This window comes from Nonomuraea candida (assembly GCF_000725485.1).
GTDB lineage: Bacteria > Actinomycetota > Actinomycetes > Streptosporangiales > Streptosporangiaceae > Nonomuraea > Nonomuraea candida.
The window spans coordinates 1-20,994 of record NZ_JOAG01000063.1 but is presented as its reverse complement, the minus strand read 5'-3'; the positions used below and the strand labels follow the sequence as shown (position 1 = coordinate 20,994).

The 20,994-nt window shown below is 74.3% G+C and carries 15 protein-coding genes and 1 pseudogene; 9 read left to right on the top strand and 7 right to left on the bottom strand.

What is annotated here, in order from left to right; translation table 11 throughout:
- The first annotated feature begins 175 nt into the window (after positions 1–175).
- On the top strand, positions 176–772 hold the full coding sequence (locus tag IO39_RS39700; RefSeq protein ID WP_043635392.1) for a TetR/AcrR family transcriptional regulator: 597 nt from the start codon (positions 176–178) through the stop codon (positions 770–772).
- 16 nt (positions 773–788) lie between these two features.
- Positions 789–3,116, top strand: a complete 2,328-nt coding sequence (locus IO39_RS39695) for a glycoside hydrolase family 3 C-terminal domain-containing protein (protein WP_043635389.1) — start codon at positions 789–791, stop codon at positions 3,114–3,116.
- 126 nt (positions 3,117–3,242) lie between these two features.
- Here IO39_RS39695 and IO39_RS39690 read toward each other — a convergent pair whose 3' ends face one another.
- On the bottom strand, positions 3,243–4,400 hold the full coding sequence (locus IO39_RS39690) for a glycoside hydrolase family 1 protein (protein ID WP_043635386.1): 1,158 nt from the start codon (positions 4,398–4,400) through the stop codon (positions 3,243–3,245).
- A gap of 500 nt (positions 4,401–4,900) precedes the next feature.
- On the opposite strand from IO39_RS39690, the gene IO39_RS39685 reads away from it, so the two are divergent.
- The 3 genes and pseudogenes from IO39_RS39685 (at position 4,901) to IO39_RS39675 (ending at position 8,171) form a co-directional block, all read left to right on the top strand.
- Positions 4,901–5,869, top strand: coding sequence for a hypothetical protein (locus IO39_RS39685; RefSeq protein WP_052423965.1), 969 nt, complete (start codon positions 4,901–4,903; stop codon positions 5,867–5,869).
- 9 nt (positions 5,870–5,878) lie between these two features.
- Positions 5,879–6,292, top strand: a complete 414-nt coding sequence (locus IO39_RS39680) for an RNA-binding S4 domain-containing protein (protein ID WP_052423964.1) — start codon at positions 5,879–5,881, stop codon at positions 6,290–6,292.
- A gap of 315 nt (positions 6,293–6,607) precedes the next feature.
- Positions 6,608–8,171 (top strand): annotated as a pseudogene (locus IO39_RS39675) (cytochrome c oxidase subunit I).
- Positions 8,172–8,185: 14 nt separating this feature from the next.
- Here the strand turns inward: IO39_RS39675 and IO39_RS39670 are convergent.
- The 3 genes from IO39_RS39670 to IO39_RS51435 are packed head-to-tail and all read right to left on the bottom strand — an operon-like array spanning position 8,186 to position 11,233.
- Positions 8,186–8,863 carry a response regulator transcription factor gene (locus IO39_RS39670; RefSeq protein WP_043635378.1) on the bottom strand — a complete coding sequence of 226 codons (678 nt, stop codon included), beginning with the start codon at positions 8,861–8,863 and terminating at the stop codon, positions 8,186–8,188.
- The gene (locus IO39_RS39665; protein WP_052423963.1) at positions 8,845–9,942 is read right to left on the bottom strand and encodes a hypothetical protein; all 1,098 of its coding nucleotides are present in this window, start codon (positions 9,940–9,942) and stop codon (positions 8,845–8,847) included. Before IO39_RS39665 ends, IO39_RS39670 begins: the two co-directional genes overlap by 19 nt.
- On the bottom strand, positions 9,935–11,233 hold the full coding sequence (locus IO39_RS51435) for a sensor histidine kinase (protein WP_052423962.1): 1,299 nt from the start codon (positions 11,231–11,233) through the stop codon (positions 9,935–9,937). The genes IO39_RS39665 and IO39_RS51435 overlap by 8 nt, the downstream gene beginning before the upstream one ends.
- 534 nt (positions 11,234–11,767) lie before the next feature.
- Between IO39_RS51435 and IO39_RS39655 the strand changes: the two genes are divergently transcribed.
- Positions 11,768–13,081: a hypothetical protein gene (locus tag IO39_RS39655; RefSeq protein WP_157549578.1), complete on the top strand. Its 1,314-nt coding sequence runs from the start codon at positions 11,768–11,770 to the stop codon at positions 13,079–13,081.
- 88 nt (positions 13,082–13,169) lie between these two features.
- Here the strand turns inward: IO39_RS39655 and IO39_RS39650 are convergent, their stop codons facing one another.
- Both IO39_RS39650 and IO39_RS39645 read right to left on the bottom strand, forming a co-directional pair.
- Positions 13,170–15,416, bottom strand: coding sequence for an alpha/beta hydrolase (locus tag IO39_RS39650; protein ID WP_245642548.1), 2,247 nt, complete (start codon positions 15,414–15,416; stop codon positions 13,170–13,172).
- Positions 15,413–16,426: an ABC transporter ATP-binding protein gene (locus tag IO39_RS39645; protein WP_084774301.1), complete on the bottom strand. Its 1,014-nt coding sequence runs from the start codon at positions 16,424–16,426 to the stop codon at positions 15,413–15,415. The genes IO39_RS39650 and IO39_RS39645 overlap by 4 nt, the downstream gene beginning before the upstream one ends.
- Before the next feature lie 165 nt (positions 16,427–16,591).
- Between IO39_RS39645 and IO39_RS39640 the strand changes: the two genes are divergently transcribed.
- From IO39_RS39640 to IO39_RS39630, 3 genes are all read left to right on the top strand, one after another.
- On the top strand, positions 16,592–17,470 hold the full coding sequence (locus IO39_RS39640) for a diacylglycerol/lipid kinase family protein (protein ID WP_043635374.1): 879 nt from the start codon (positions 16,592–16,594) through the stop codon (positions 17,468–17,470).
- Between the two features lie 59 nt (positions 17,471–17,529).
- The gene (locus IO39_RS39635; RefSeq protein WP_043635528.1) at positions 17,530–17,970 is read left to right on the top strand and encodes a hypothetical protein; all 441 of its coding nucleotides are present in this window, start codon (positions 17,530–17,532) and stop codon (positions 17,968–17,970) included.
- Positions 17,971–18,187: 217 nt separating this feature from the next.
- Positions 18,188–19,249, top strand: a complete 1,062-nt coding sequence (locus IO39_RS39630; protein WP_052423961.1) for a Glu/Leu/Phe/Val dehydrogenase dimerization domain-containing protein — start codon at positions 18,188–18,190, stop codon at positions 19,247–19,249.
- Positions 19,250–19,413: 164 nt separating this feature from the next.
- On the opposite strand, the gene IO39_RS59255 is transcribed toward IO39_RS39630, so the two are convergent.
- The gene (locus IO39_RS59255) at positions 19,414–20,832 is read right to left on the bottom strand and encodes a serine/threonine-protein kinase (protein ID WP_052423960.1); all 1,419 of its coding nucleotides are present in this window, start codon (positions 20,830–20,832) and stop codon (positions 19,414–19,416) included.
- Positions 20,833–20,994: the final 162 nt, after the last annotated feature.

The following is a 20,994-nucleotide window of genomic DNA, read 5'->3' as shown; positions in this document are numbered from 1 at the left end:
GACGTGACTCCGTCTCCAAGGCTGAGAACGCCTGTCTCGGCCGGTTGTTCGGGCGAGCATACACCGCAAAACTAACCACATGGTAGGTTTATCCGCCGCGGGCTAATCTCGCCCTACCGCGCACGTCGTCGCACGTGCCCATGACCGCAGAAAGGGCCGGTCGGTGAGCGAACCCATGCCACGACGAGGGCGCAAGGGCGAGCGCACGCGCGCACGCATCCTCGACTCCGCCACGGAGCTGTTCTCGCGCTCCGGCTTCCACGCCGTGTCGCTGCGGGACATCGCCGCGCACGCGGGACTGACCCACGCGGGGCTGCTGCACCACTTCCCGGGCAAGGAGAGCCTGCTCATCGAGGTGCTCGGCCGCCGCGACGAGGTGGACGGCGAGCTGATGCACGGCCGCGACGTGGAGCTGTCGCCCGAGGAGCTGCTCGACCGCATCGTCGACCAGGTGGCCAGGAACATGGGCGCCCCCGGCCTCGTCGAGCTCTACGCGAAGATCTCCGGGGAGGCCGCCGATCCCGGCCATCCGGCCCACGACTACTTCGTCAAGCGCTACCGCAGGCTGCGCAGGCAGGCGTCGTGGCTGCTCGGCATCCTGTTCGCGCGCGCCACGCCGCCGCTCCCCCACGATCCGGGCGTGGTCGCCCAGCAGCTCATCGCGCTGATCGACGGGTTGCAGATGCAGTGGCTGCTCGATCGCGACCAGGTGGACATGCGCGCGGCGGTGATCGCGTTCCTTCGGCAGCTCGGACTGGATCCCAAACACTGATCAATCGAGGTATTTCATGACATTCACCCTGCCGGAGAAGGCGTCGCTGACCTCCGGAAGCGACACCTGGCGGACCACGGCGGTCAGGGACGTGCTGCCCGCGCTGACCCTCTCGGACGGCCCGCACGGGATCCGCCGCCAGCGCACCGCCTCCGACCGCCCCTCCGGCTCCCGGGACGCGCCGGGCTCCTCCGCCTCCTCCGGCTCCCCGGCCGCGGCGGGCTCCTCCGGCTCCTCCGGCTCCCCGGCCGCGGCGGACTCCTCCGGCTCCCCCGAGTCCTCGGGCTCCGGGGACGCGCTGGGCCTGCGCGACAGCGTGCCCGCCACGTGCTTCCCGCCCGCCGTGGCGCTCGGCTCCTCCTGGGACCCGGCGCTCGCCCGGCGCGTGGGCGCGGCGCTGGCCAGGGAGGCGAGCGCGCTCGGGGTGGACGTCGTGCTCGGCCCCGGGGTGAACATCAAGCGCTCCCCGCTGTGCGGGCGCAACTTCGAGTACTTCTCCGAGGACCCGTACCTGACGGGGGTGATGGGCGCGGCCGTGGTGACCGGCATCCAGTCACGCGGCGTCGGGGCGTGCGTCAAGCACTTCGCGGTCAACAACCAGGAGACCGACCGCATGCGGGTCAGCGCGGACGTGGACGAGCAGACGCTGCGCGAGATCTACCTGCCCGCCTTCGAGCGGATCGTCCGCGAGGCCCGCCCGTACGCGGTGATGTGCGCCTACAACCGCGTCAACGGCGTGTACGCCGCCCAGAACCGGTGGCTATTGACCGGCCTGCTGCGTGACGAGTGGGGCTTCGACGGGCTGGTGATGTCCGACTGGGGCGCGGTCAACGACCGGGTGGCCGCCCTGGAGGCGGGCCTGGACCTGGAGATGCCGCCCACCGGCACCGACGAGGAGATCGTCGCGGCGGTGCGCGCCGGCCGCCTGCCCGAGTCCGTGCTCGACGTGGCCAACGCGCGGCTGCTCCGCCTGGCCGAACGGGTCCGCGACCGGGAGCGGCACGACGGCTGGGACGAGGAGGCGCACCACGAGCTGGCCCGCGAGGCCGCCCGCGCCGGCGCCGTGCTGCTGAAGAACGACGGCGTGCTGCCGCTGGCCCCCGGCCCGCGCGTCGCCGTGCTGGGCGAGCTGGCCCGCACCCCGCGCTACCAGGGGCACGGCAGCTCCCACGTGGTGCCCACCCGGCTGGACGACGCCCTGGAGCCGCTGCGCGCGGCGCTGGACGCCGCCTTCGCCCCCGGCTACCGGCTCGACGGCGCGCCCGACGCCGAGCTGGCGCGGGAGGCGGTGGAGACGGCCGCCGCCGCCGAGGTGGCGGTGCTGTTCCTGGGCCTGCCGGAGTCCGCCGAGTCGGAGGGGTTCGACCGCACGAGCATCGAGCTGCCCGCCGTCCAGGTCGAGCTGCTGCGCCGGGTGGCCGAGGTCTGCCCGCGGGTCGTCGTGGTGCTGTCCAACGGCGGGCTGGTGTCGGTGGCCGAGTGGCAGGAGCACGCCTCGGCCGTACTGGAAGGGTGGCTGCTCGGCCAGGCGGGCGGCTCCGCGCTGGCCGACCTGCTGCTCGGCACGCACAGCCCGTCCGGGCGGCTGACGGAGACGATCCCGCTGCGCCTCGCCGACGTGCCGAGCCACCTGCACTTCCCCGGCTCCGGCGGGCACGTCCGGTACGGCGAGGGCCGCTACGTCGGCTACCGGCACCACGACACGCTGGGCACCGAGGTGGCCTACCCCTTCGGCCACGGGCTGACCTACTCCCGCTTCGCCTACTCAGGGCTGGAGGTGCGCGAGACCGGGACGAACGAGTGGGCCGTCGAGTTCACCGTCACCAACACCGGCGACCGCTTCGCCGAGGAGGTCGCGCAGCTCTACGTGGGGTTCGCGGAGGAGCACCCGTCCCGGCCCCGCCGCGAGCTGCGCGGCTTCGCCAAGGTGGGGCTGGAGCCGGGGGCGGGCGAGCGCGTCCGGCTCACGCTCACCGGGCGCGACCTGGCCCAGTGGTCGGTGGCCGACGGCGGCTGGCGCGTCACCTCCGGCTCCTTCCTCGTCGAGGTCGGGGCCTCCTCCCGCGACATCCGCCTGACCGCCGAGGCGCACACGCCCGGCGACGGTCACGTGGCCGAGCTGACCGAGATGTCCACGCTGGGCGAATGGCTGGCGCACCCGGTGGGCGGGCGGGTGCTGCGGGAGCGGCTGGCGGCGGGGCTGCCGGACGCCGGGAAGACGGATCCGGCGCTGCTGAAGCTGGCGCTGGGCATCCCGCTGATCAAGTTCCGTACGTTCGGGCTCGGGCTCACGGCGCAGACCGTGAACGACCTCGTCACCGCCGTCCGCTCCGAACGTCCTTAGAACCGGCCGGGCTCGGAGGCGCACCTCAGGACCGGCGGGCTCAGGACCGTCGGGCTCGGGGCGCACCTCAGGACCGGCGGGCTGGGGGGCGGCGCCGTCGTCGCCCCCAGCCCGCTCCCGGGCCGCTCAGAGGGCGTTGGCCCGGGCGACGTCGCCCAGCCAGCGGGCGCTGGGCTTGACCGTGCGGGCGAACGTCTCCCGGTCCACCTCCACCAGCCCGAAGGTCGGCGCCCACGACCCCCACTCGTAGTTGTCCAGCAACGACCAGTGCAGGTAGCCGCGCACGTCGGCCCCCTCGGCGATGGCCGCGTGCAGCCCGGCCAGCGCCGCGCGCGTGTACTCCACCCGCTCGGCGTCGTCGGCCGTGGCCACGCCGTTCTCCGTCACCAGGATCGGCACTCCGGGCAGCAGCCGCGCGGTGTGGCGGACGGCGTCGGCGAGCGCCTCGGGGTAGAACTCCCAGCCCATCAGCGTCCGGCGCGCGCCGTCGGGCACCGGCAGCGCCCCGTCCCGCCCGATCCGCACCCTGGTGTACGCCTGCACGCCCACGAAGTCGTCCCCCTTGGCCGCCTCCAGGAACTGCTCCTCCCGGGGCCACGCCCAGGCGTCCCGCTCGGCCCGCGCGCCGTCCACGGCCTCGAAGTTCTGGTTGGCGATCGTCCAGCCCGACCTGAGCCCGGCCGCGCCCAGCTCCTCCCTGGCGGCCCGGTGCGCGGCGATCAGCGCGTCGGCCAGCGCCTGGTCGGGGGCGGCCATGGCGCCGGCCACGCCCTCCTCCCGCCGCCCCTCCTTGATCGCCTTGGCCGTCATGGCGACCATGTTGGGCTCGTTGATCGTGCATACCCAGGGGACGCCGTCGAGGATCGGCAGCACCGCCCGTACGTACCGACGGAACCGGTCGACCGCCGCGTCCGCCAGCCACCCTCCCTCCCGCTGAAACCACAGCGGGCTGGTGAAGTGGTGCAGCGTCACCACGGGGACGAGCCCGCGTTCCAGGCACCCGTCCACGATGCGGCGGTAGTGCGCGAGCTGCGCCCGCGACACCTCCCCTTCGACCGGCTCTATCCGCGCCCACTCGACGCTGAACCGGTAGGCGCCCAGGCCGAGGTCCCGCACGATGTCGAGGTCCTCGGGCCAGCGGTGGTAGCTGTCGCACGCGTCCCCGCTCCGCTCGGGCAGCCGGCTCTCCAGCGCCCACAGGTCACTGGCGACGTTGTTGCCCTCGATCTGGTGCGCGCTGCCGGCCGCACCCCACAGGAAGCCCTCAGGAAACGAGATCCCCATCCGCGCCGTCCTTCCATCCTTGAAGTAGACGCAAAACCTACCAGGTGGTTAGTAACCGCGCTCGCGATCCGACTCGTACCGGCTCGCGATATGCAGCGAGCGGACCATGAGCCCCGCAGACCGCCAGCCGACCTTCTACGGCAGCTCCGAAACCCCGCCCCGACCGGCTCCAGGTCGTACCGCCGGCTGAGCTCCACCGCCTGCCGTTCGCTGACCTCCGCCGCCCGCCATTCGCTGACCTCCGCCGCCGTACGCGTGATCTGCCCCGCCCGTCCGGCCGACCGCCGCCTGGTGGGGTGACGAGCCTCCGGCCGGCGGCCGATGGTAGGGACGGCCTCACCGGGACAGGGGGGTGGGCGGCAATGTGCCGGGGCCGGTGGGCCGGGAGTCTGGGGCGTAGCTCCTCTGGCCGGTCGTTCCCTGGAGGTTCCGTGTCCGCCGTTCTTGGTGCGTCTCTCGGCGCGTCCCTTCGCCGGGTCGCGCGGTGGCATCGGCCGCTGATGCTGATGGTCGCCTCGATGCTGATCCTGCTGGTCGTCTCGGTGGTCGGGCTCCTGGTCGACGACCGGGTGCTGCTCGGCGCGCCCGTCTGGCTCAAGCCGTTCAAGTTCGCGGTGTCGATGGCCGTCTACGGCACCACGCTCGCCTGGATGTTGTCCCTTCCGCACCGGGGCAGGAAGTGGACCTCCGGCCTGGCCACCGTCTTCGCCGTCACCGGGTTCGTCGACACCGTCATCGTCGCGATCCAGGCCGCCCGCGGCACCTACAGCCATTTCCACAAGACCACCGTCGTGGCCGAGAAGGCCATGCTGGCCGTCTTCGGGAACGCCGTGATCCTCATCATGCTGGCCAACCTCGCGCTCGCGGTCATCCTGGCCGTCCAGCGGGTCCACGCCGACCGGGCGGTGAGCCGGGCGATCCGCACGGGGCTGGCCCTGGCCGTCGCCGGCATGGCCCTGGGCTTCCTGATGCCCGCCCAGGGCAAGGCGGAGACCGCGCTGACCACCACCGGTGAGCGGGTGTCCCTGAGCAGCGGTCACAGCGTGGGCGTGCCCGACGGCGGGCCCGGCCTGCCCGTGACGGAGTGGAGCACCACGGGCGGCGACCTGCGGGTCCCCCATTTCGTCGGCCTGCACGGTCTGCAGGTCATGCTGATCGTCGCGCTGCTGCTGACCGTGGCGGCGGCGCGCCGCCCGCTCCTGCGCGACGACCGCACCCGGGCCCGCCTGGTCGGCGTGGCCGCCGCGGGCTACGCCGGCCTGATCGCGCTGGTCACCTGGCAGGCCCTGCGCGCCCAGCCCCTGCTCCGCCCCGACGGTTCGACCCTGGCCGCCGCCGGCCTGCTGGTGGTGCTCACCGCCGTGGCCGCCGCCGGGGTCCTGGTGGCGGGCCGGCGGGCCACGGCCGGCGGGCGGGGGGACCCGGCGGCGGCCGGCGGCCGATCGACGGGTGTGACCTCGGCTCAGTAAAGTGTCGGGGTGGCTGGTGAGCAGGCGAGCGCGCGGGTGGACAGCTGGCTCTGGTCGGTGCGGCTGACCAGGACCCGGTCGATCGCGTCCGACGCCTGCCGGGGCGGCCACGTCCGGGTCAACGACGTGCGCGTCAAGCCCGCGCACCTCGTCCGGCCGGGTGACGAGGTACGGCTGCGGCACGAAGGGCGCGAGCGCGTCGTGGTCGTCTCCAAGATCATCACCAAGCGCGTGGGCGCGGCCGTGGCCGCCGAGTGCTACGTCGACAAGAGCCCTCCGCCTCCTCCGCGCGAGGAGAGCGTGATCGTGGCCGTCCGGGCCCGTGGGGCGGGGCGTCCCACCAAACGCGAGCGCCGCAGCCTCGACAAGCTGCTCGGCCGGCCGTCCGCCGAGGGCCGCACCCGCCGGCCCCGCCCGGAGTGACCACGGCCGGCGGCTGCCCGGGCGCGCAGCCGCGGGGGCGCCCGGAGTGAGCAGCGCCGCCGGGTGACCGGAGTGACCACGGCCGCCTTCCAGGGGCCCGGCCGCCCGCTGGTGGGAGGCGGGTGCGGCGCCGGGGAGGCGGATGCGGGGGAAGCTGCTCCTTCCTTTCCGCTGCACTGCATATGCCCAGGTACAAGCGGGTATGGAGACCTACGACTTCCGGTCGGCACGGCCATCACACGCCCGGTGGCCGTCCGACCGCTTCCCCCGAAGGACCGTCATCGCCGCGCCCGGAGGGGATCCGTTCACGTGACCATCCAGAAACAGCGCTCGGATGCGACGCCGCCCAGCCCGCCGGCGCAGCGGGAGCGCGCGGGCCGTCTCATCGTCTCTTGGCTGACGTCGACCGACCACAAGGTGATCGGCTACCTCTACCTCATCACCTCCTACACGTTCTTCCTGCTGGCGGGCCTGATGGCGCTGCTGATCCGCAGCGAGCTGGCCGGGCCCGACCTGACCCTGGTGAGCAACGAGCAGTACAACCAGCTCTTCACCATGCACGGCACGATCATGATGCTGCTGTTCGCCACGCCGCTGTTCGCGGGGTTCGCCAACGTGGTCATGCCGTTGCAGATCGGCTCGCCCGACGTGGCCTTCCCCAGGCTGAACGCGGTCAGCTACTGGTTGTTCCTGTTCGGCGGGCTGATCGTGGTGGCCGGTTTCGTCTCCTCGCCGGGGGCGGCCAGCTTCGGCTGGACCGCGTACACGCCGCTGTCGGACTCGGTCTTCTCGCCGGGCACCGGAGGGTCCCTGTGGGTGATGGGCCTGAGCCTGGCGGGCCTGGGCACGATCCTCGGCGCGGTCAACTTCATCACCACGATCATCTGCATGCGGGCACCCGGCCTGACCATGTTCCGCATGTCGATCTTCACCTGGAACGTGCTGCTGACCAGCATGCTCGTGCTGATGGCCTTCCCCGTGCTGGTTCTTCGGCCATCCCGAGGTCTACATCATCGCGCTGCCGTTCTTCGGCATCATCACCGAGGTCATCCCGGTCTTCAGCCGCAAGCCCATCTTCGGCTACATCGGCCTGGTCGGCGCCACCATCGCGATCGCCGGCCTGTCGATGACCGTGTGGGCGCACCACATGTTCCCGACCGGGCAGGTGCTGCTGCCGTTCTTCTCCTTCTTCACCTTCCTCATCGCGGTGCCGACCGGGGTGAAGTTCTTCAACTGGGTCGGCACCATGTGGCGCGGGCACCTGACGTTCGAGACGCCGATGATGTTCGCGATCGGGTTTCTCATCACCTTCCTGATCGGCGGGCTGACGGGCGTCATCCTCGGCTCGCCGCCGCTCGACTTCCACCTGCACGACTCGTACTTCGTCGTCGCGCACTTCCACTACGTGGTCTTCGGCACGGTGGTGTTCGCGATGTTCGCCGGGTTCTACTTCTGGTGGCCGAAGATGACCGGCAAGATGCTGAACGACCGCATCGGCAAGTGGCACTTCTGGCTGCTGTTCATCGGCTTCCACACCACGTTCCTGGTGCAGCACTGGCTGGGCATGCTCGGCATGCCGCGCCGCTACGCCGACTACAGCTCCGGCGACGGCTTCACCCTGCTCAACCAGATCTCGTCCGTCGGCGCGTTCATCCTGGGCGCCTCGACGCTGCCGTTCCTCTACAACCTCTGGTACACCTGGCGCTTCGGCAGGAAGGTCACCATCGACGACCCCTGGGGCTTCGGCAACTCCCTGGAGTGGGCCACCTCCTGCCCGCCGCCCCGGCACAACTTCACCAGCATGCCGCACATCCGCTCCGAACGCCCCGCCTTCGACATGCACTACCCGCACAGCAGGGCCGCCGCCGACACGGAGTGACCCGGCCGGCCGCGCTACGGCGGGCTCTCCTTGGCGTTGAGCTCGGCGAGCGTGATGATCCCGTCGTCGAGGGCCCGGCCGACGAGGTCGCTCTTGGTGGGGGCGGCCCGGCCCGCGTTGGCGTACTTGACCCGTACGCGGGTGATGTAGGTGTCGACGGTCTTGACGGCGATGTTGAGCTTGGCCGCGACGAGCTCCTTGGAGGAGGAGACGAACCACGCCCGCAGCACCTCGATCTCGCGCTGCGACAACCGCGGCCGGTCGGCGGCGGTGTCGGCGATGAACGCCCCCGACAACGAGGGCGTGGTGTACGGCTCGCCCCGGGCGGCCGCCCGGATGGCGGGGACCAGGTGGTCCGGACCCTCCCGCTTGGTCAGGTACGCCAGCGCGCCGAGGTCGACGCACTTGATGGCGATGGCGTCGTCGATGTGCTGGGAGTAGACGATCACGCGCCGCCCGGTGTCGACCAGCCTGCGCAGCTCCCCGAAGTCCGGCCGGCCGGGCACCAGCTCCAGATCGAAGATCACGACGTCGGCGGCGGCGCCAGGCCCGGTCCAGACGTCGGCGAGCCGGTCCCCGGCGTCGATGAGGGCGATGGGCGGCACGGCGCCGGCGCACCAGGCGCCGACCCCGGCGGCGATGGCCGCGTGATCGTCGACGATCACCGCGGTGATCAACTCGTCGGCTGCCATCGGGCCTCCATCCAGACCATGTCGCCGTGGTACAGCGCCTCCACCCGGACCCCGGCCGAGACGGGTTCCGGCGCGGTCACCTCGTCACAGTCGGCGACGACGCTGACCGACACCAGGTCCTCGCCGCCCACGACGGTGACGCGGGCGCGGGAGGCGGCCGTGGCGAGCACGGTCAGCACCGCCTCCGTCAGGTCGCGCCGCACGGACACCGGCGGCACCGGCCACCGGCCCCGGACGTCCAGCTCGACCGCGACGCCCTTGCGGTCGGCCACGTCGGCGCAGTGCCGCAGCTCGTGCAGCAGGGGGTCGGCGACGGTGTCGGCCTCGGCGAACAGCCGCCGCATGCGGGCCGCCTCGATCGCGCAGCGCCGCTGGACCCGCGGGTCCTCGGGGTCGAGCGACCCGTCGGCGAGCCCCTCCAGCAGCGGGATCGTGCCGGCGGACAATTCGCCGTACCGTGCCAGCCTGCGCCGGTGCGCCTCGGCGGTCGCGGCGTCGGCGGCGCGCACCCGTTCGATCTCCAGGTGGGCGTCCGCCGCCATCGCGCCGAGGCGGTAGAGCACCGCCGCCATCACCGCCAGGCACAGCGGGAAGCCGACCACGCTGACCGAGCCGGTGGCGAACCGGGTCAGCGTCTGGTGGGTGGGCTCATCGAACAGGAGCAGGTGCAGCAGCGCGATCAGCTCGTGGGCCAGCAGGAACGCCACGCTGTCACGCAGCGGCCGGTCGAGCAGGACGACGACGCCCACCCAGTTGGCGGCGCCGAACACCCAGTCGATCGTGGTCGAGGTGCGCCCGTCGGGCAAGGCCGCGTACGACAGGGCCGACGCGGCGAGCACGACGGCGACCGCGACGCGGCGCAGCCGGTGCCACGGCCGTCCCCTGACGAGCAGGGCCGCCTCGCCGGCGAGCACGGCCGCGAGCGCCGCCATGGCGCCGAGCTGTGCGAGCGCGGGCTCGTAGCGCTCCAGGTGGTGCAGCAGGTTGGCCAGGCCGAGCCCGAACACGATCGCCGAGGCGGCGACCAGCGCCGCGACGCGCAGGCCGTGCCGTAACGCGGCCTCGATGAGGTCAGCCATCCCCGGCCCGCCACTCCAGCCGCACCGACGTGCCCTCGCCCGGCGCGGACGTGATCACAGCCGTGCCGCCGACGCGGGCCATCCTGCCCCGCACGGACTCGCGCAGGCCGTACCTGGTGGCCGGCACCTCCTCCGGGGCGAATCCCCGGCCCAGGTCGGTGACGTCGAGCCGCACCCCGCGCCCGTCACCGCGCAGCCGCACGGTCGCGCGGGTCGTGCCCGCGTGCCTGCGCACGTTGGTGAGCGCCTCTCCGGCCGCGCCGGCGATCGCCCGCGCGACCGCGTACGGCACGCGCACCTCCTCGGGAGCGTCGAACTCCACGGTCAGCGGCACCCCGTCGACCCCGGCACGCACCAGGGCCACGACGTCGGCGTCCGCCTGCTCCCGACCATCGGGCCGCGCCTGCTTCCGGCCGTCAGCACGCGCCTGCTCCCGGCCGTCGCCGGAGTGGAGCCGGTCGAGGTCCCGGCGCGTCCGAGTGGTCGGCCGGCCGGCGTGGAGCCGGTCGAGATCTCGGCGCGCCTGGGCGGCCAGCCAGCCGGCGTCGGAGCGCACCTGCCCGATGCCGACCATCAGCAGGGTCGTCGCGGCCGTGTCGTGCAGGGAGGCGGCGAACTCGCGCTCCTCGGCGCGGACGGCCGCCGCCACGAGCGACTCGCCGCGCGCCCGCGCCGCCTCTGCGGCCGTCAGATCGGCCCGGCGGGCCGCCCGCCGCAGCAGCGCCCAGCCCACCCGGGAGAGCGCGGCCGCCGCCGGCGTCCACAGCAGCCCCCGGACCACGCTGGACTCCGCGCCGGCCGCGGCGATGACGAGCACCGTCCCGCAGCCGGCCGCCAGCGCCGCGGCGGCGCCGACGGGCAGGGGCGTGTGCCACTGGCAGGTGACGCACATGAACAGGACCAGCAGGCGCAGCCAGCCGGTGTTGGTGTCGTCGAGCGCGCCCGTCCACCAGACGGACGCGGACAGCCCCACCAGGACGAGAACGTCGAGGACGACCGCGCCATCACTCCGGCCCGGCCGCCGGCCGTCACCCCGGCCCCCGGCCGGCCGCCGGCCGTTGCCCCGCCCTCTGGCCGGCCAGGAGCCGTCGCCCTGGTCCCTGGCCAGCCACCAGGCGTAGCCGCAGGTCCAGGCCGCCGCGACGGTGACGGCCAGGGCGGTGCGGGGGAGGTTCTCCGGAGCGGCGCGGAACAGCGCGATCGCGACGATCGGGGCGAGCGTCACCAGGCGTACGACGGCGGCGTACCGGCGGCCGAAGCGGCCCAGCAGCCGCGCCGCCTCCTGCGCCACCCCGCCTCCTCGCCCCGCTGCTCAGATTCGCCGTATGGTCCAGCCGAGTTCGCCGGTTTGGTTCGGACGAAAGCCTAACGATTGACGGAACCGTAATCATCGTGAAGGGCGATCACCTGACACACCTTCGTGCCTTTCCTCCATAGGCTCCCCGGCGGGGGCGTGAGGGGCGGAGCACGCCTTCCCCCCGCTCGCCTGCCAGGTCCTGGCCGGCGGGCTCGGCTGCTCAGGAGGTCCTCCCATGTCCACCCCTTACCCGCCGGCGCACGGGTCCGGCGCCTCCCGGCCTCCGGGCGGCGGGCCGGGCGGGCCTCCGGGCGCCGGCCTCCCGCCCCGCGTCCCCGGCGCGCGAACGCCGGGCGGGGCGGGGCCGGGGACAGGGGCGGGGTGGCCTCCGGCTCCGAGCGGGGCGGGAGCGGGACCGGGGGCGGGGTGGGCTCCTGGTCCCGGTGGGGTGGGACCAGGGGCGGGGTGGGCTCCTGGTCCCGGTGGGCGGCCGGCCGGCGGAACCGGCGGCCAGGGGTCTCCCTCCCCGTGATCGGCGGAGTGGCGGGCGCCTGGCTGCTCCTGGGTCGCGACGAAGCCCGCCCGGCCGCCGGGCGCGGGGAGCCGTCCCGGGCGACCAAGGCCGGGAAACCGTCCGCGGCCGGGAAGGGTGAGCCCGCCGGGACGGCGGCGCTGCGGGCGATCAGCGGGGACCAGCTCTGCGCCGCCGTGCCGGACGGTCTTCGCAGGAGCCTGGTGGCCGACGCCGAGTACGGCGGGAGGGACGCCTCCACCGGGGCCGCCACCCGTACCGAGAAGCGGGCGGCCTGTAGCTGGACGAACAGCAAGATGGACGTCGGCGGCGGCGTGCTCGGGCACCGTGCGCTGAGCATCTCGGTGGCGGCCGGGAGCGCGGAGGGCCGCGACGCGGTCGCCTACGCCGAGGAGCGCTTCGAGCGGGACAGGAAGGCGCACGAGCGGCGCGTCAACGTCCGCGACGGCAAGCGGGTGGACGGCAGGACCTCGGGCTCGGCCTTCGGCGAGCTCAGGAAGCTGGATCTCGGTGACGCCGCCTACAGCCAGACCTCGATCGGGCCGAGCGGGCTCAAGGCGGAGGTGTACGTCCGGCAGGGCCCCTGGCTGATCAAGGTCTCCTACGGCGGCGACAACCGCAGCGGCGTCAAGTACCCGTCCGGCGACGCGACGCGGGCCTCGGCCGGGAAGGTCGCCCGGCTGGTCACCGCGGAGATGGCCAGGAGCGCCGGCGCGGTGAAGGTGCCCTGGCCCTGCGGGACTGTCACCGCGCGGCAGGTCGAGCAGGCGTTCTTCCCCGCCGCGACCGGGCCCGCCGTCACCACCAGCGACGGCAGGATCGGGCAGACGACCTGCATCTGGTCGGTCAGGGAGGACGTCGCGCACCGGCCCGGGCAGGAGTTCACCGCCCGCGGGGGTGAGCTGCGCCTCCACGTGGTGGACTGGGGCAGCGCCGGCGCGGCGGCGTCCCAGTTCGACCGCGAGGCCCGCAAGTACGACCGCTACCACGCCAAGGGCGGCCTCGCCGACGACCGCCTCCGCATCACCTACGAGCCCCGCCAGGAGGTGGGCGGGCTCGGCGGGAAGGCATTCGCCGTGGTCTCCGGCACCACCAGGCTGTACGACGAGAGCGCGCCCCCGATGATGGAGATCGTCATCAAGGTGCTGGCCGGCAGCCGGACGGTCGAGGCCGCGTTCCGGGGCACGACGACCGGCGGCGGCCTCGCCGGGGAGGCCGGCCACCGGGCGCCGTTCTTCGAGCCGGAGGTCGCGCGGCCCGCCCTGACGAAGGTGACCGATGCCCTGCTGGACGGGCTGAAACGCCGTTAGGACGAGCCACCCGGCCGGCGACCGCGCGGCACCCGGCGCCCCGGCCGGAGGAAGTGCCGGCGCCGGCACGGCACTCGGCCGGCACGCGTCAGGTGGCGGGCCTGGGGCAGGTGGCGCCGGGCGCCGGGAGGCGCAGGCTGATCAGGTAGCGGTTGACGTGGGCGATGACGCAGGAGATGCCGGCGTTGTAGAGGCCGTGGCCGTGCCACTGGTACTGGAGCGTGGCCGAGCCGGGCACCCGCCTGACGATGTCCGCCGACCCCTGGAGGTCCGTCCACGAGCCGACACCCAGGTAGGGCGGCAGCTTCCCGCCTGGCAGCGGCGCGGGCGGGTTGGTGGCCGGGACCGGCCAGCCGACGCAGGCGAGCTGGTGCCAGAGCTCGATCCCGGCCAGGTTCGGCAGCAGGCGCTCGCCCTTCCGGCGCGCGGCCCGGTACTCGGCGTAGTCCCGGAAACCGTGGCCGTCGAGGCAGTGGGTCATGTTCATCCCGGTGAACGCCGGCACCTTCGCGCTCTTCGTGATCTGCCGGACGTAGCGGGCGAACCCGGAGGCGTCGCCGGCGTCGGCCCGCGCGATCGCCTCGGCCAGCTCCACCCAGCGGGGGAACTCCGGCTCCGGCCCCGGTGAGACGATGCTGGGCGCGGCGGCCTCCTTGATGTCGAGCCCGCTGTAGGCCACCGGCGGCGACTCGCCCCTGACCGGCACCGGCTCGCGGTCGGCCCGGGCGACCAGGGCCCGCCAGACCTGGCCGACGTCCCGGCCGTGCAGCGCGCAGGTGGTGCTCGCCGCGCACCAGTCGGCGAAGCGGGCGAAGGACTCCTCATGGGGGAGCCTGCTCTGCGCGCGGTCCAGGTACGGGCTGGCCGAGCCGTCGATCGCCATCGCCCGCACCCGCTCGGGGAACAGCCGGGAGTAGGCGATGCCGGGCACGCCGCCGTAGGAGTTGGTGAGGAAGCTCAGCCGCTCCTCCCCCAGCGCGACGCGGATCGCCTCCATGTCCCGCGCGACGGAGGCCGAGTCCATGTGGTCGAAGAACTCGGGGTCGGCGGCGCGGCACCGCTCCGCCGCCGCCCGGTTGCGCCGGCCCAGCTCGGCGTACTCGGCGGGGGTGTCGGGCCAGGTGATCCAGGGGCCGGAGAGGAGGCAGTCGTACGACAGCACGCCCTTGTCGATGGTGTTGCGCGGCTCCACGGTGACGACGTCGAACCTGGCGCGCAGCTCGGCGAAGCTGCCGGCGCTCGTGCTCAGGTCCGCCACGCCCGAGCTGCCGGGACCGCCGGGGACCGCGAAGACCGTGCCGATGCGGCGTTGCGCGCCGGTGGCCGGCAGCAGGCCGACGGTGAGCTCGATCTTCCGTCCGGCCGGCTTCGCCCAGTCCACCGGCACCGTGATCGAGGCGCAGCGCAGCTCCTTGACCAGGCTCCGGTCCGCGCAGTCGGCCCAGGCCAGGGTGGACGGCCCGGAGTCCGGCGCGGCGGTCGCGGCGGCGGGCGCGGCCGGGACCAGGACGGCCACCGCCACCCCGGCCGCCAGCACCCTGAGGCGCCGCCGGGCCGGCGCGATCACCGTGGCGCCCGCCGTCAGCGCGGCGGCCACGTACCCGGCCAGCAGCCCCGCCGCCACGGCGGGCGGCAGGACGCCGCCGCCGGTCCCGGCGATCTGCAGCGGCAGGTTCTCGACCATGAAGGAGCCCAGCTGGGCGCGCAGCGGCATGGGCAGCGTCTTGGCCACCACCGGCAGCACCACGACGATCACCGCCAGCACGGCCAGCGCGCCGGCGGTGGAGCGTACGGCGGCCCCGACGCCGAGCCCGATCAGCGCCACCGCGGCCATCGACACCCCGGCGGCGACCACGGAGGCGAGCACGCCCGGCTCCGAGAGCGACGTGCCCAGCGTCGTGCCGTCGCGCAGCAGCCGGCCGGCCCGGTCGCCGAGCACCGCCATGGAGGCCGCGTGCATGGCGAACGCCAGGACCTGGCCCGCCACCAGCGCGATCGCGGCCAGGCTCGGCACCTTGGCCAGCAGCAGCACCTGCCGGCGGGGCACGGCCACGAGGCTGGTCTGGATCATCCTGGTGCCGTGCTCGGAAGTGATCGTCAGGGCGCCCAGCACGGCGAAGACGATGTAGGCGACCGCGATGCCGTTGCCGAGGCCGTCCCCGTTGCCGGTGAAGGCCATCCGCTCGTCCGGCGTCTGGTTGTCGAACCCGCGGCCGATCATGAACGCGATCCCGGCGCAGGCCCCGACGGCCGCGAGCGAGCAGGCGAGCAGGTAGAGGTTGGAGCGCAGCGAGCGGAACTTCAGCCACTCCGCGGCGATCGCGTCGATCATCATCGCCCGGCCTCCTTCGCCGCGCTCCGACGCCCGGCGGTGCGCTCATTCGCGCTCCCGCGCTCGTTCTGGGTGCCGGACGCGGGAGCGGTGTCGGACGCGGGAGCGGCACCGGACGCGGTCCGGTACTCGGTGGTGTGCTCGGTGAGCCGCATGAACGCCTCCTCCAGGGAGGCGCTCCGTGGCGACAGCTCCGCGAGCGCGATCCCGCCGGCCAGCGCCAGCTCCCCGATCCTGGCCGCGCTCAGCTCCCGCACCGACAGCGCCCCGTCCTCCTGGGCCGCCACCGTCGCGCCGTGCCCGCGCAGGAGACCGGCCAGCCGCTCCGGATGCGGCGTGCGGACGAGCACGTCGCCCTGGAAGTGCCCGGCCAGGTCCGCCATGGCCGTGTCGGCGATCAGCCGGCCCCGCCCGATGACGATGACGTGATCGGCGCTGAGCGCCATCTCGTTCATCAGATGGCTGGACAGCAGCACGGTGCGCCCCTCGCCCGCCAGCGACCGCAGCAGGTCGCGCAGCCAGCGGATGCCCTCCGGGTCCAGGCCGTTCAGCGGCTCGTCCAGCATCAGCACCCCCGGGTCGCCGAGCAGCGCCGCGCCGATCCCCAGCCGCTGCCGCATGCCGAGCGAGAAGCCGCGGATCCGCTGCCCCGCGACGTCGGTCAGGCCGACCTGGTCGAGCACGGCCGCCACGCGGGCGCGCCCGATGCCGTTGCTGCGGGCCAGCCAGGCCAGGTGCGCGTACGCGGTGCGGCCCCCGTGCACCGCCCCGGCGTCGAGCAGCGCCCCCATCGACCGCATGGGCCGGGGGATGGACGCGTACGGGCGGCCGTTCACCAGCGCCAGGCCCGCGCTGGGCGGGTCCAGGCCGAGCACGGCGCGCATGGTGGTGGACTTGCCCGCGCCGTTCGGGCCGAGGAACCCGGTCACCAGCCCCGGTTTCACGGTGAACGTCAGGTCGTCGACGGCGACCTTGCCGCCGTACCGCATGGTCAGCTCTCGTACTTCGATCACGTCCGCCAGCCTCGCGGCCCGGCCGCCGGACCTCGATGGGGCTGCGCTGACCACGCAGGTCGGACTTTCCCACCTCGCGAGGTAGTGCTGGGCCTACCCCCTGGCGCGTTTGCCGCCGGGCGGACGGGTAGACGCCTGCACCAGGAACGCGGCGAGGGAGGCAGGATGCGCCGGTTGCTGGCGATCGTCAACGCGACGGCGGGAAGCGCGGACGAGGAGGTCGTGTCCCGGGTGCTGACCGTGCTGGCCGAGCACGCCGACACGGTGGAGGTCCGCGTCGACGATCCGGCCGACCTGGCCGCGGCGCTGGCCGGGCATCCGCAGCGGGACCCCGTCGTCCTGGGCGGGGACGGCACGCTGCACCGCCTCGTCGCGGCCCTGGCCGAGCGGGGCGAGCTGGGACGGCGCACCGTCGGGCTGGTCCCGCTGGGCACCGGCAACGACCTGGCGCGCGGGCTGGGCGTGCCACTGGACCCGATCGAGGCGGCGCGGGCGGCGGCGGTGGGCCAGCCGCGAGCGCTGGACCTGCTGCGCGACGACGACGGCGGCATCGTGGTCAACGCCGTGCACCTGGGCGTGGGGGTGGAGGCGGCGCGGGCGGCCAAGCCGCTCAAACCGGTGCTGCGGCGCTTCGCCTACGGGGTGGGGAGCGTGATCGCGGGGGTGCGTACCAAAGGGGTGCGGCTCAGGGTGGAGGTGGACGACCGGGTCGTCGCGGACGGGCGGCACCGGGTGCTGATGGTGGGGATCGGCAACGGCCGGTCCATCGGCGGCGGCACGCCGCTCGCCCCGCGCGCCCGCCTCTCCGACGGGCTCGCGGACGTGGTCGTCTCGTTCGCCACCGGCCCGCTGCAACGGCTGATGTACGGCGTGCTGATGCGGTTCGGGCGGCACACCGCCAGGCTGGACGTGGCCACGGTGCGCGGCGCGCGCATCCGGATCTCGGGCCCGGCCGTGCGGCTGAACGCCGACGGCGAGCTCACCGGCCCGGTCACCGGGCGTACGTGGACGGTCGAGGCCGGCGCGTGGCGGCTGTCCGTTTGAACAGATTGTTCACAACGTGGAGTTGACGCCGTCCCGTTCCTTGCGGCATTGTGGGCGTCATGTCCGCGAACGTCGATCACCACCCCGACCCCTTCACGCCGCCGGACCCGGAGCAGGCGCGCATGGGGCGCGTGCACGCGTCCCTGTTCCGGATCGCCGAGCGGCACGCGGCCACCGGCGAGCAGCGGCTCCGGCAGGCCCACCCCTCGGCCATCGGGCCGCACGAGGCCGTCAGGCTCGTGACGTTCCTGCTCAGCGGGGCCGCGAAGCTCGACGACGGCGAGCCGGAGGTGGACCACGCCGACATCACCGCGGCGCTGAGCCTCGTCCCGCTGGTGCGCGGGGAGCTGGACGCGCTGGAGGCGGCGCTCCTGCAGATGGCGCGCGGGCGCGGCATGACCTGGCAGGAGATCGCGTTCGGGCTGGGGCTGGGCACCGCGCAGGCCGCCAGGCAGCGCTGCGAACGCCTCACCGACCGCACCGGCACCGACCCGGAGTAGCCCCGGCCCGCCTCTCGGGGGAGTCCCCGGCTTTCTTAGTGCCGGGGTTCCCGAGGAGCCACCGCTTGCCCCTCCCGGTGGCCGGCACCGGCGCGGAGGCGATCAGCCCGGACCCGGGCGCTTCCGGCGATGGACATGAGAGCCGTTCACGTCGAGATTGGTCAGCAGGCGCGGTCATCGCCCGGCCGGCGCCGATCGGACGACGTGAGGAGCGCGCATGAGGATCGTGGAGCTGGCCTCGGTGGACGGGTACATCGCCTTCGACCTGGACTGTCCGACCAGCGCGGGCGGCACCCGGCTCGCCCCGGACGTCACCCGTGCCGAGGCCGGGCTGCTGGCGCGGGCGATGACGTACAAGCTGGCCGTGCTCGGCGAGCGGATCGGCGGCGCCAAGGCGGTGCTGCGGGCCGAGGCCGCCGACCGGGCGGCCACCGTGGCCCGCTACTGCCAGGAGATCACCCCGCTGGTCGAGAAGGGCGTCTTCCTCACGGCCTCCGACCTGGGCACGCGGACGCAGGACTTCGCGCCGCTGCCCGGCTACCGGGCCGACGCGGTGATGCACCAGGAGCTCGGCGGCGAGCTGGTGGACACCATGGTGACCGGCCTGGGCGTGGTCGTGGCCGCGCAGACCGCGCTCGGCGGCCTGGACGGGCGCACGCTCGCGGTGGAGGGCTTCGGCAAGGTGGGCGGCGCGGTCGTGCGGGAGGCCGCGCGGCGGGGCGCGCGCATCGTCGCCCTCTCGACCCTGCACGGATGCGTGACCGACCCGGACGGGCTCGACGTCGCCGCGCTGGAGGAGCTGCGCGCCGCGCACGGTGACGCCTGCGTGCGCCTGCTCGGCCTGCCCGTACGGCCGGCCGAGACGCTGTACGAGGCGGACGCCGACGTGCTGGTGCCCGGCGCGCGGACCGGCACCCTGAGCACCGATCGCGCCGCCCGGGTCCGCGCCCGCGTGGTCGCCCCGGCGGCGAACGTGCCCTACACCGAGGCCGGGCTGCGCACGCTGCGGGAGCGCGGCGTGGTGACGCTGGCGGACTTCGTCTGCGGGGCCGGCGCCACGATCGGCTACCTCGCCGAGCGGGCCGGCCAGGTCACCGGCGCCGATTCGGCCCGCGCCCTCGTGGCGGAGCGGGCCGGCCGGCTGGTGGGCGCGGCGCTGGAGCATCCTGACGGGCCGTACGCGGGCTCGTGCGCCGTGGCCGAAGGCTTCCTCGCCACCTGGCGCGACCCGGACGCCCTCCCGGACGGGCCGCCGCTCGCCCCCGAACCGCCCCGGTAGCCCCCGCACCCCGGCCCGCGTCACCTTCACCCCACGATCCGCGACCCGCGGCACCTTCACCCCGCCACCCGCGGCACCTTCACGCCCCGGGCCGCGGCACCTTCACGCCGCGACCGGCGTTACCTTCACCCCGCCACCCGCGTCACTTTCGCTCCCGGCCAGGGTCACTTGCGGCCTTTGGCGTGGCCCTTGCCCGGGTGTGCGGCGCTGTGGCCGGGTGGCGTCTGGCCCTTGCCGACCCTCGCCTTCCTCGCCTTGCCCGGCGGCGCGGCGGCCCCGGCCCGGGACTCGGACCTGGGCTCGGACCCCGACCCGGACGCGGGCTCGCGCCCGGATGCGGATTCGGATTCGGAGGCGGATCTGGAGGCGGGTTCGGAGGCGGGTTCGGGCGGCGTACCGGCTTGGGGGCGGGTCGTCACCTGCTCCGCCTGGAGCACCCGCAGCGGCGCCGGCGCGAGCCCGTCCGTGGGAGGCGCGACGGGGGAGTGGGTGACGGGCCGGCCTGCGGCGGTGGGCGGCCGGGGGGACGAGCCCTGCCAGAAACCGGCGACCAGCACGGCGAGGATCAGCGCGGTCACGACGGACGCGTGCCGCACGTACGGTGATCTCCCCCGCCCGGCGGCCGGGCGGCGGGCGGGGGCGGCGGGCGCCGGGCGGCTGCCCGTCGGCGCGGTCGTCGAGACCGGGGCGCACACGATGTCGCCCGTCTCGGGGACGGCCGCGCCGCCGGACTGCGTGACGATGCGCCGCAGGTGGCGGTGGGCGTCGGCGGTCGCCGTACGGTGCGCGGGGTCCTTGCGCAGCAGGCCGGTGATGAGCGGCGCCAGCGCGCCGGCCCGGCGGAAGGGGGCCGGGTCGTCGGTGAGGACGGCGCTGATGGTGGCCAGGGCCGTGCTCTGCTCGAACGGGCAGCGGCCCTCGACCGCGGTGTAGAGCGTGACGCCCAGGGACCACAGGTCGGACTGCGGGGTCGGCGCGCCGCCGCGGGCGCGCTCCGGGGCGATGTACGCGGGGGTGCCCACGACGATGCCGGCCTGGGTGAGCCCGACCGGCTGCTCCAGGCTGGTGGCCAGGCCGAAGTCGGTGAGCACGGCATGGTGACCGGCGTGGTGGGCGGGGTCGTGACCGTTGGTGTCGAGGAGGATGTTGGCGGGCTTGACGTCGCGGTGCACGATGCCCGCCGCGTGCGCGACCTCCAGCGCCTCCAGCACCTGCAACCCGATCCTGGCCACCGCGACGGGCGGCAGCGAGCCCCGTTCGGCCAGCACGTCGGCCAGCGTGGGCGCGGAGACGAGTTGCAGGACGATCCACGGGCGCTCGTCGGCGACCACCACGTCGTAGACGGTGGCGATGTTCGGATGGCTCAGCCGGGCGGCCAGCCGGGCCTCCGTCATGGTGCGGCCCAGGAGCACCTCGCGTTGCGACTGCGGCTGGTGCTCCAGCGTGACCTCCTTGACGGCCACCGGGCGGTCCAGCAGCTCGTCGTGGCCCTGCCAGACCCGGCCCATCCCGCCCTTGCCCAGCTGGGACTTGAGCCGGTAGCGGCCGGCCAGCAACCAGCCCTCGTAACGCGAAGGGGACATGGCGCCTGGCCTACCCGATCAACGCTCGCTCATGCAAGGCGATCGGATCCGGTACCACACGGTGATCAGTAGATGCGGTACTTCTTGCCGCAGTTGTCGAACTTGCCGGCCCAGCAGGTGAAGGTGTAGACCTTCTTGATCCCCCGGCCGCTCCAGGCGCCG

What these genes read in the sequence shown, in the direction of transcription:
- IO39_RS39700 (WP_043635392.1), top strand. Translation starts at nt 176, where the DNA reads ATGCCACGACGAGGGCGCAAGGGCGAGCGCACGCGCGCACGCATCCTC.
- IO39_RS39695 (WP_043635389.1), top strand. Translation starts at nt 789, where the DNA reads ATGACATTCACCCTGCCGGAGAAGGCGTCGCTGACCTCCGGAAGCGAC.
- IO39_RS39690 (WP_043635386.1), bottom strand. Translation starts at nt 4,400, where the DNA reads ATGGGGATCTCGTTTCCTGAGGGCTTCCTGTGGGGTGCGGCCGGCAGC.
- IO39_RS39685 (WP_052423965.1), top strand. Translation starts at nt 4,901, where the DNA reads ATGCTGATGGTCGCCTCGATGCTGATCCTGCTGGTCGTCTCGGTGGTC.
- IO39_RS39670 (WP_043635378.1), bottom strand. Translation starts at nt 8,863, where the DNA reads ATGGCAGCCGACGAGTTGATCACCGCGGTGATCGTCGACGATCACGCG.
- IO39_RS39665 (WP_052423963.1), bottom strand. Translation starts at nt 9,942, where the DNA reads ATGGCTGACCTCATCGAGGCCGCGTTACGGCACGGCCTGCGCGTCGCG.
- IO39_RS39650 (WP_245642548.1), bottom strand. Translation starts at nt 15,416, where the DNA reads ATGATGATCGACGCGATCGCCGCGGAGTGGCTGAAGTTCCGCTCGCTG.
- IO39_RS39640 (WP_043635374.1), top strand. Translation starts at nt 16,592, where the DNA reads ATGCGCCGGTTGCTGGCGATCGTCAACGCGACGGCGGGAAGCGCGGAC.
- IO39_RS39635 (WP_043635528.1), top strand. Translation starts at nt 17,530, where the DNA reads ATGTCCGCGAACGTCGATCACCACCCCGACCCCTTCACGCCGCCGGAC.
- IO39_RS39630 (WP_052423961.1), top strand. Translation starts at nt 18,188, where the DNA reads ATGAGGATCGTGGAGCTGGCCTCGGTGGACGGGTACATCGCCTTCGAC.
- IO39_RS59255 (WP_052423960.1), bottom strand. Translation starts at nt 20,832, where the DNA reads ATGTCCCCTTCGCGTTACGAGGGCTGGTTGCTGGCCGGCCGCTACCGG.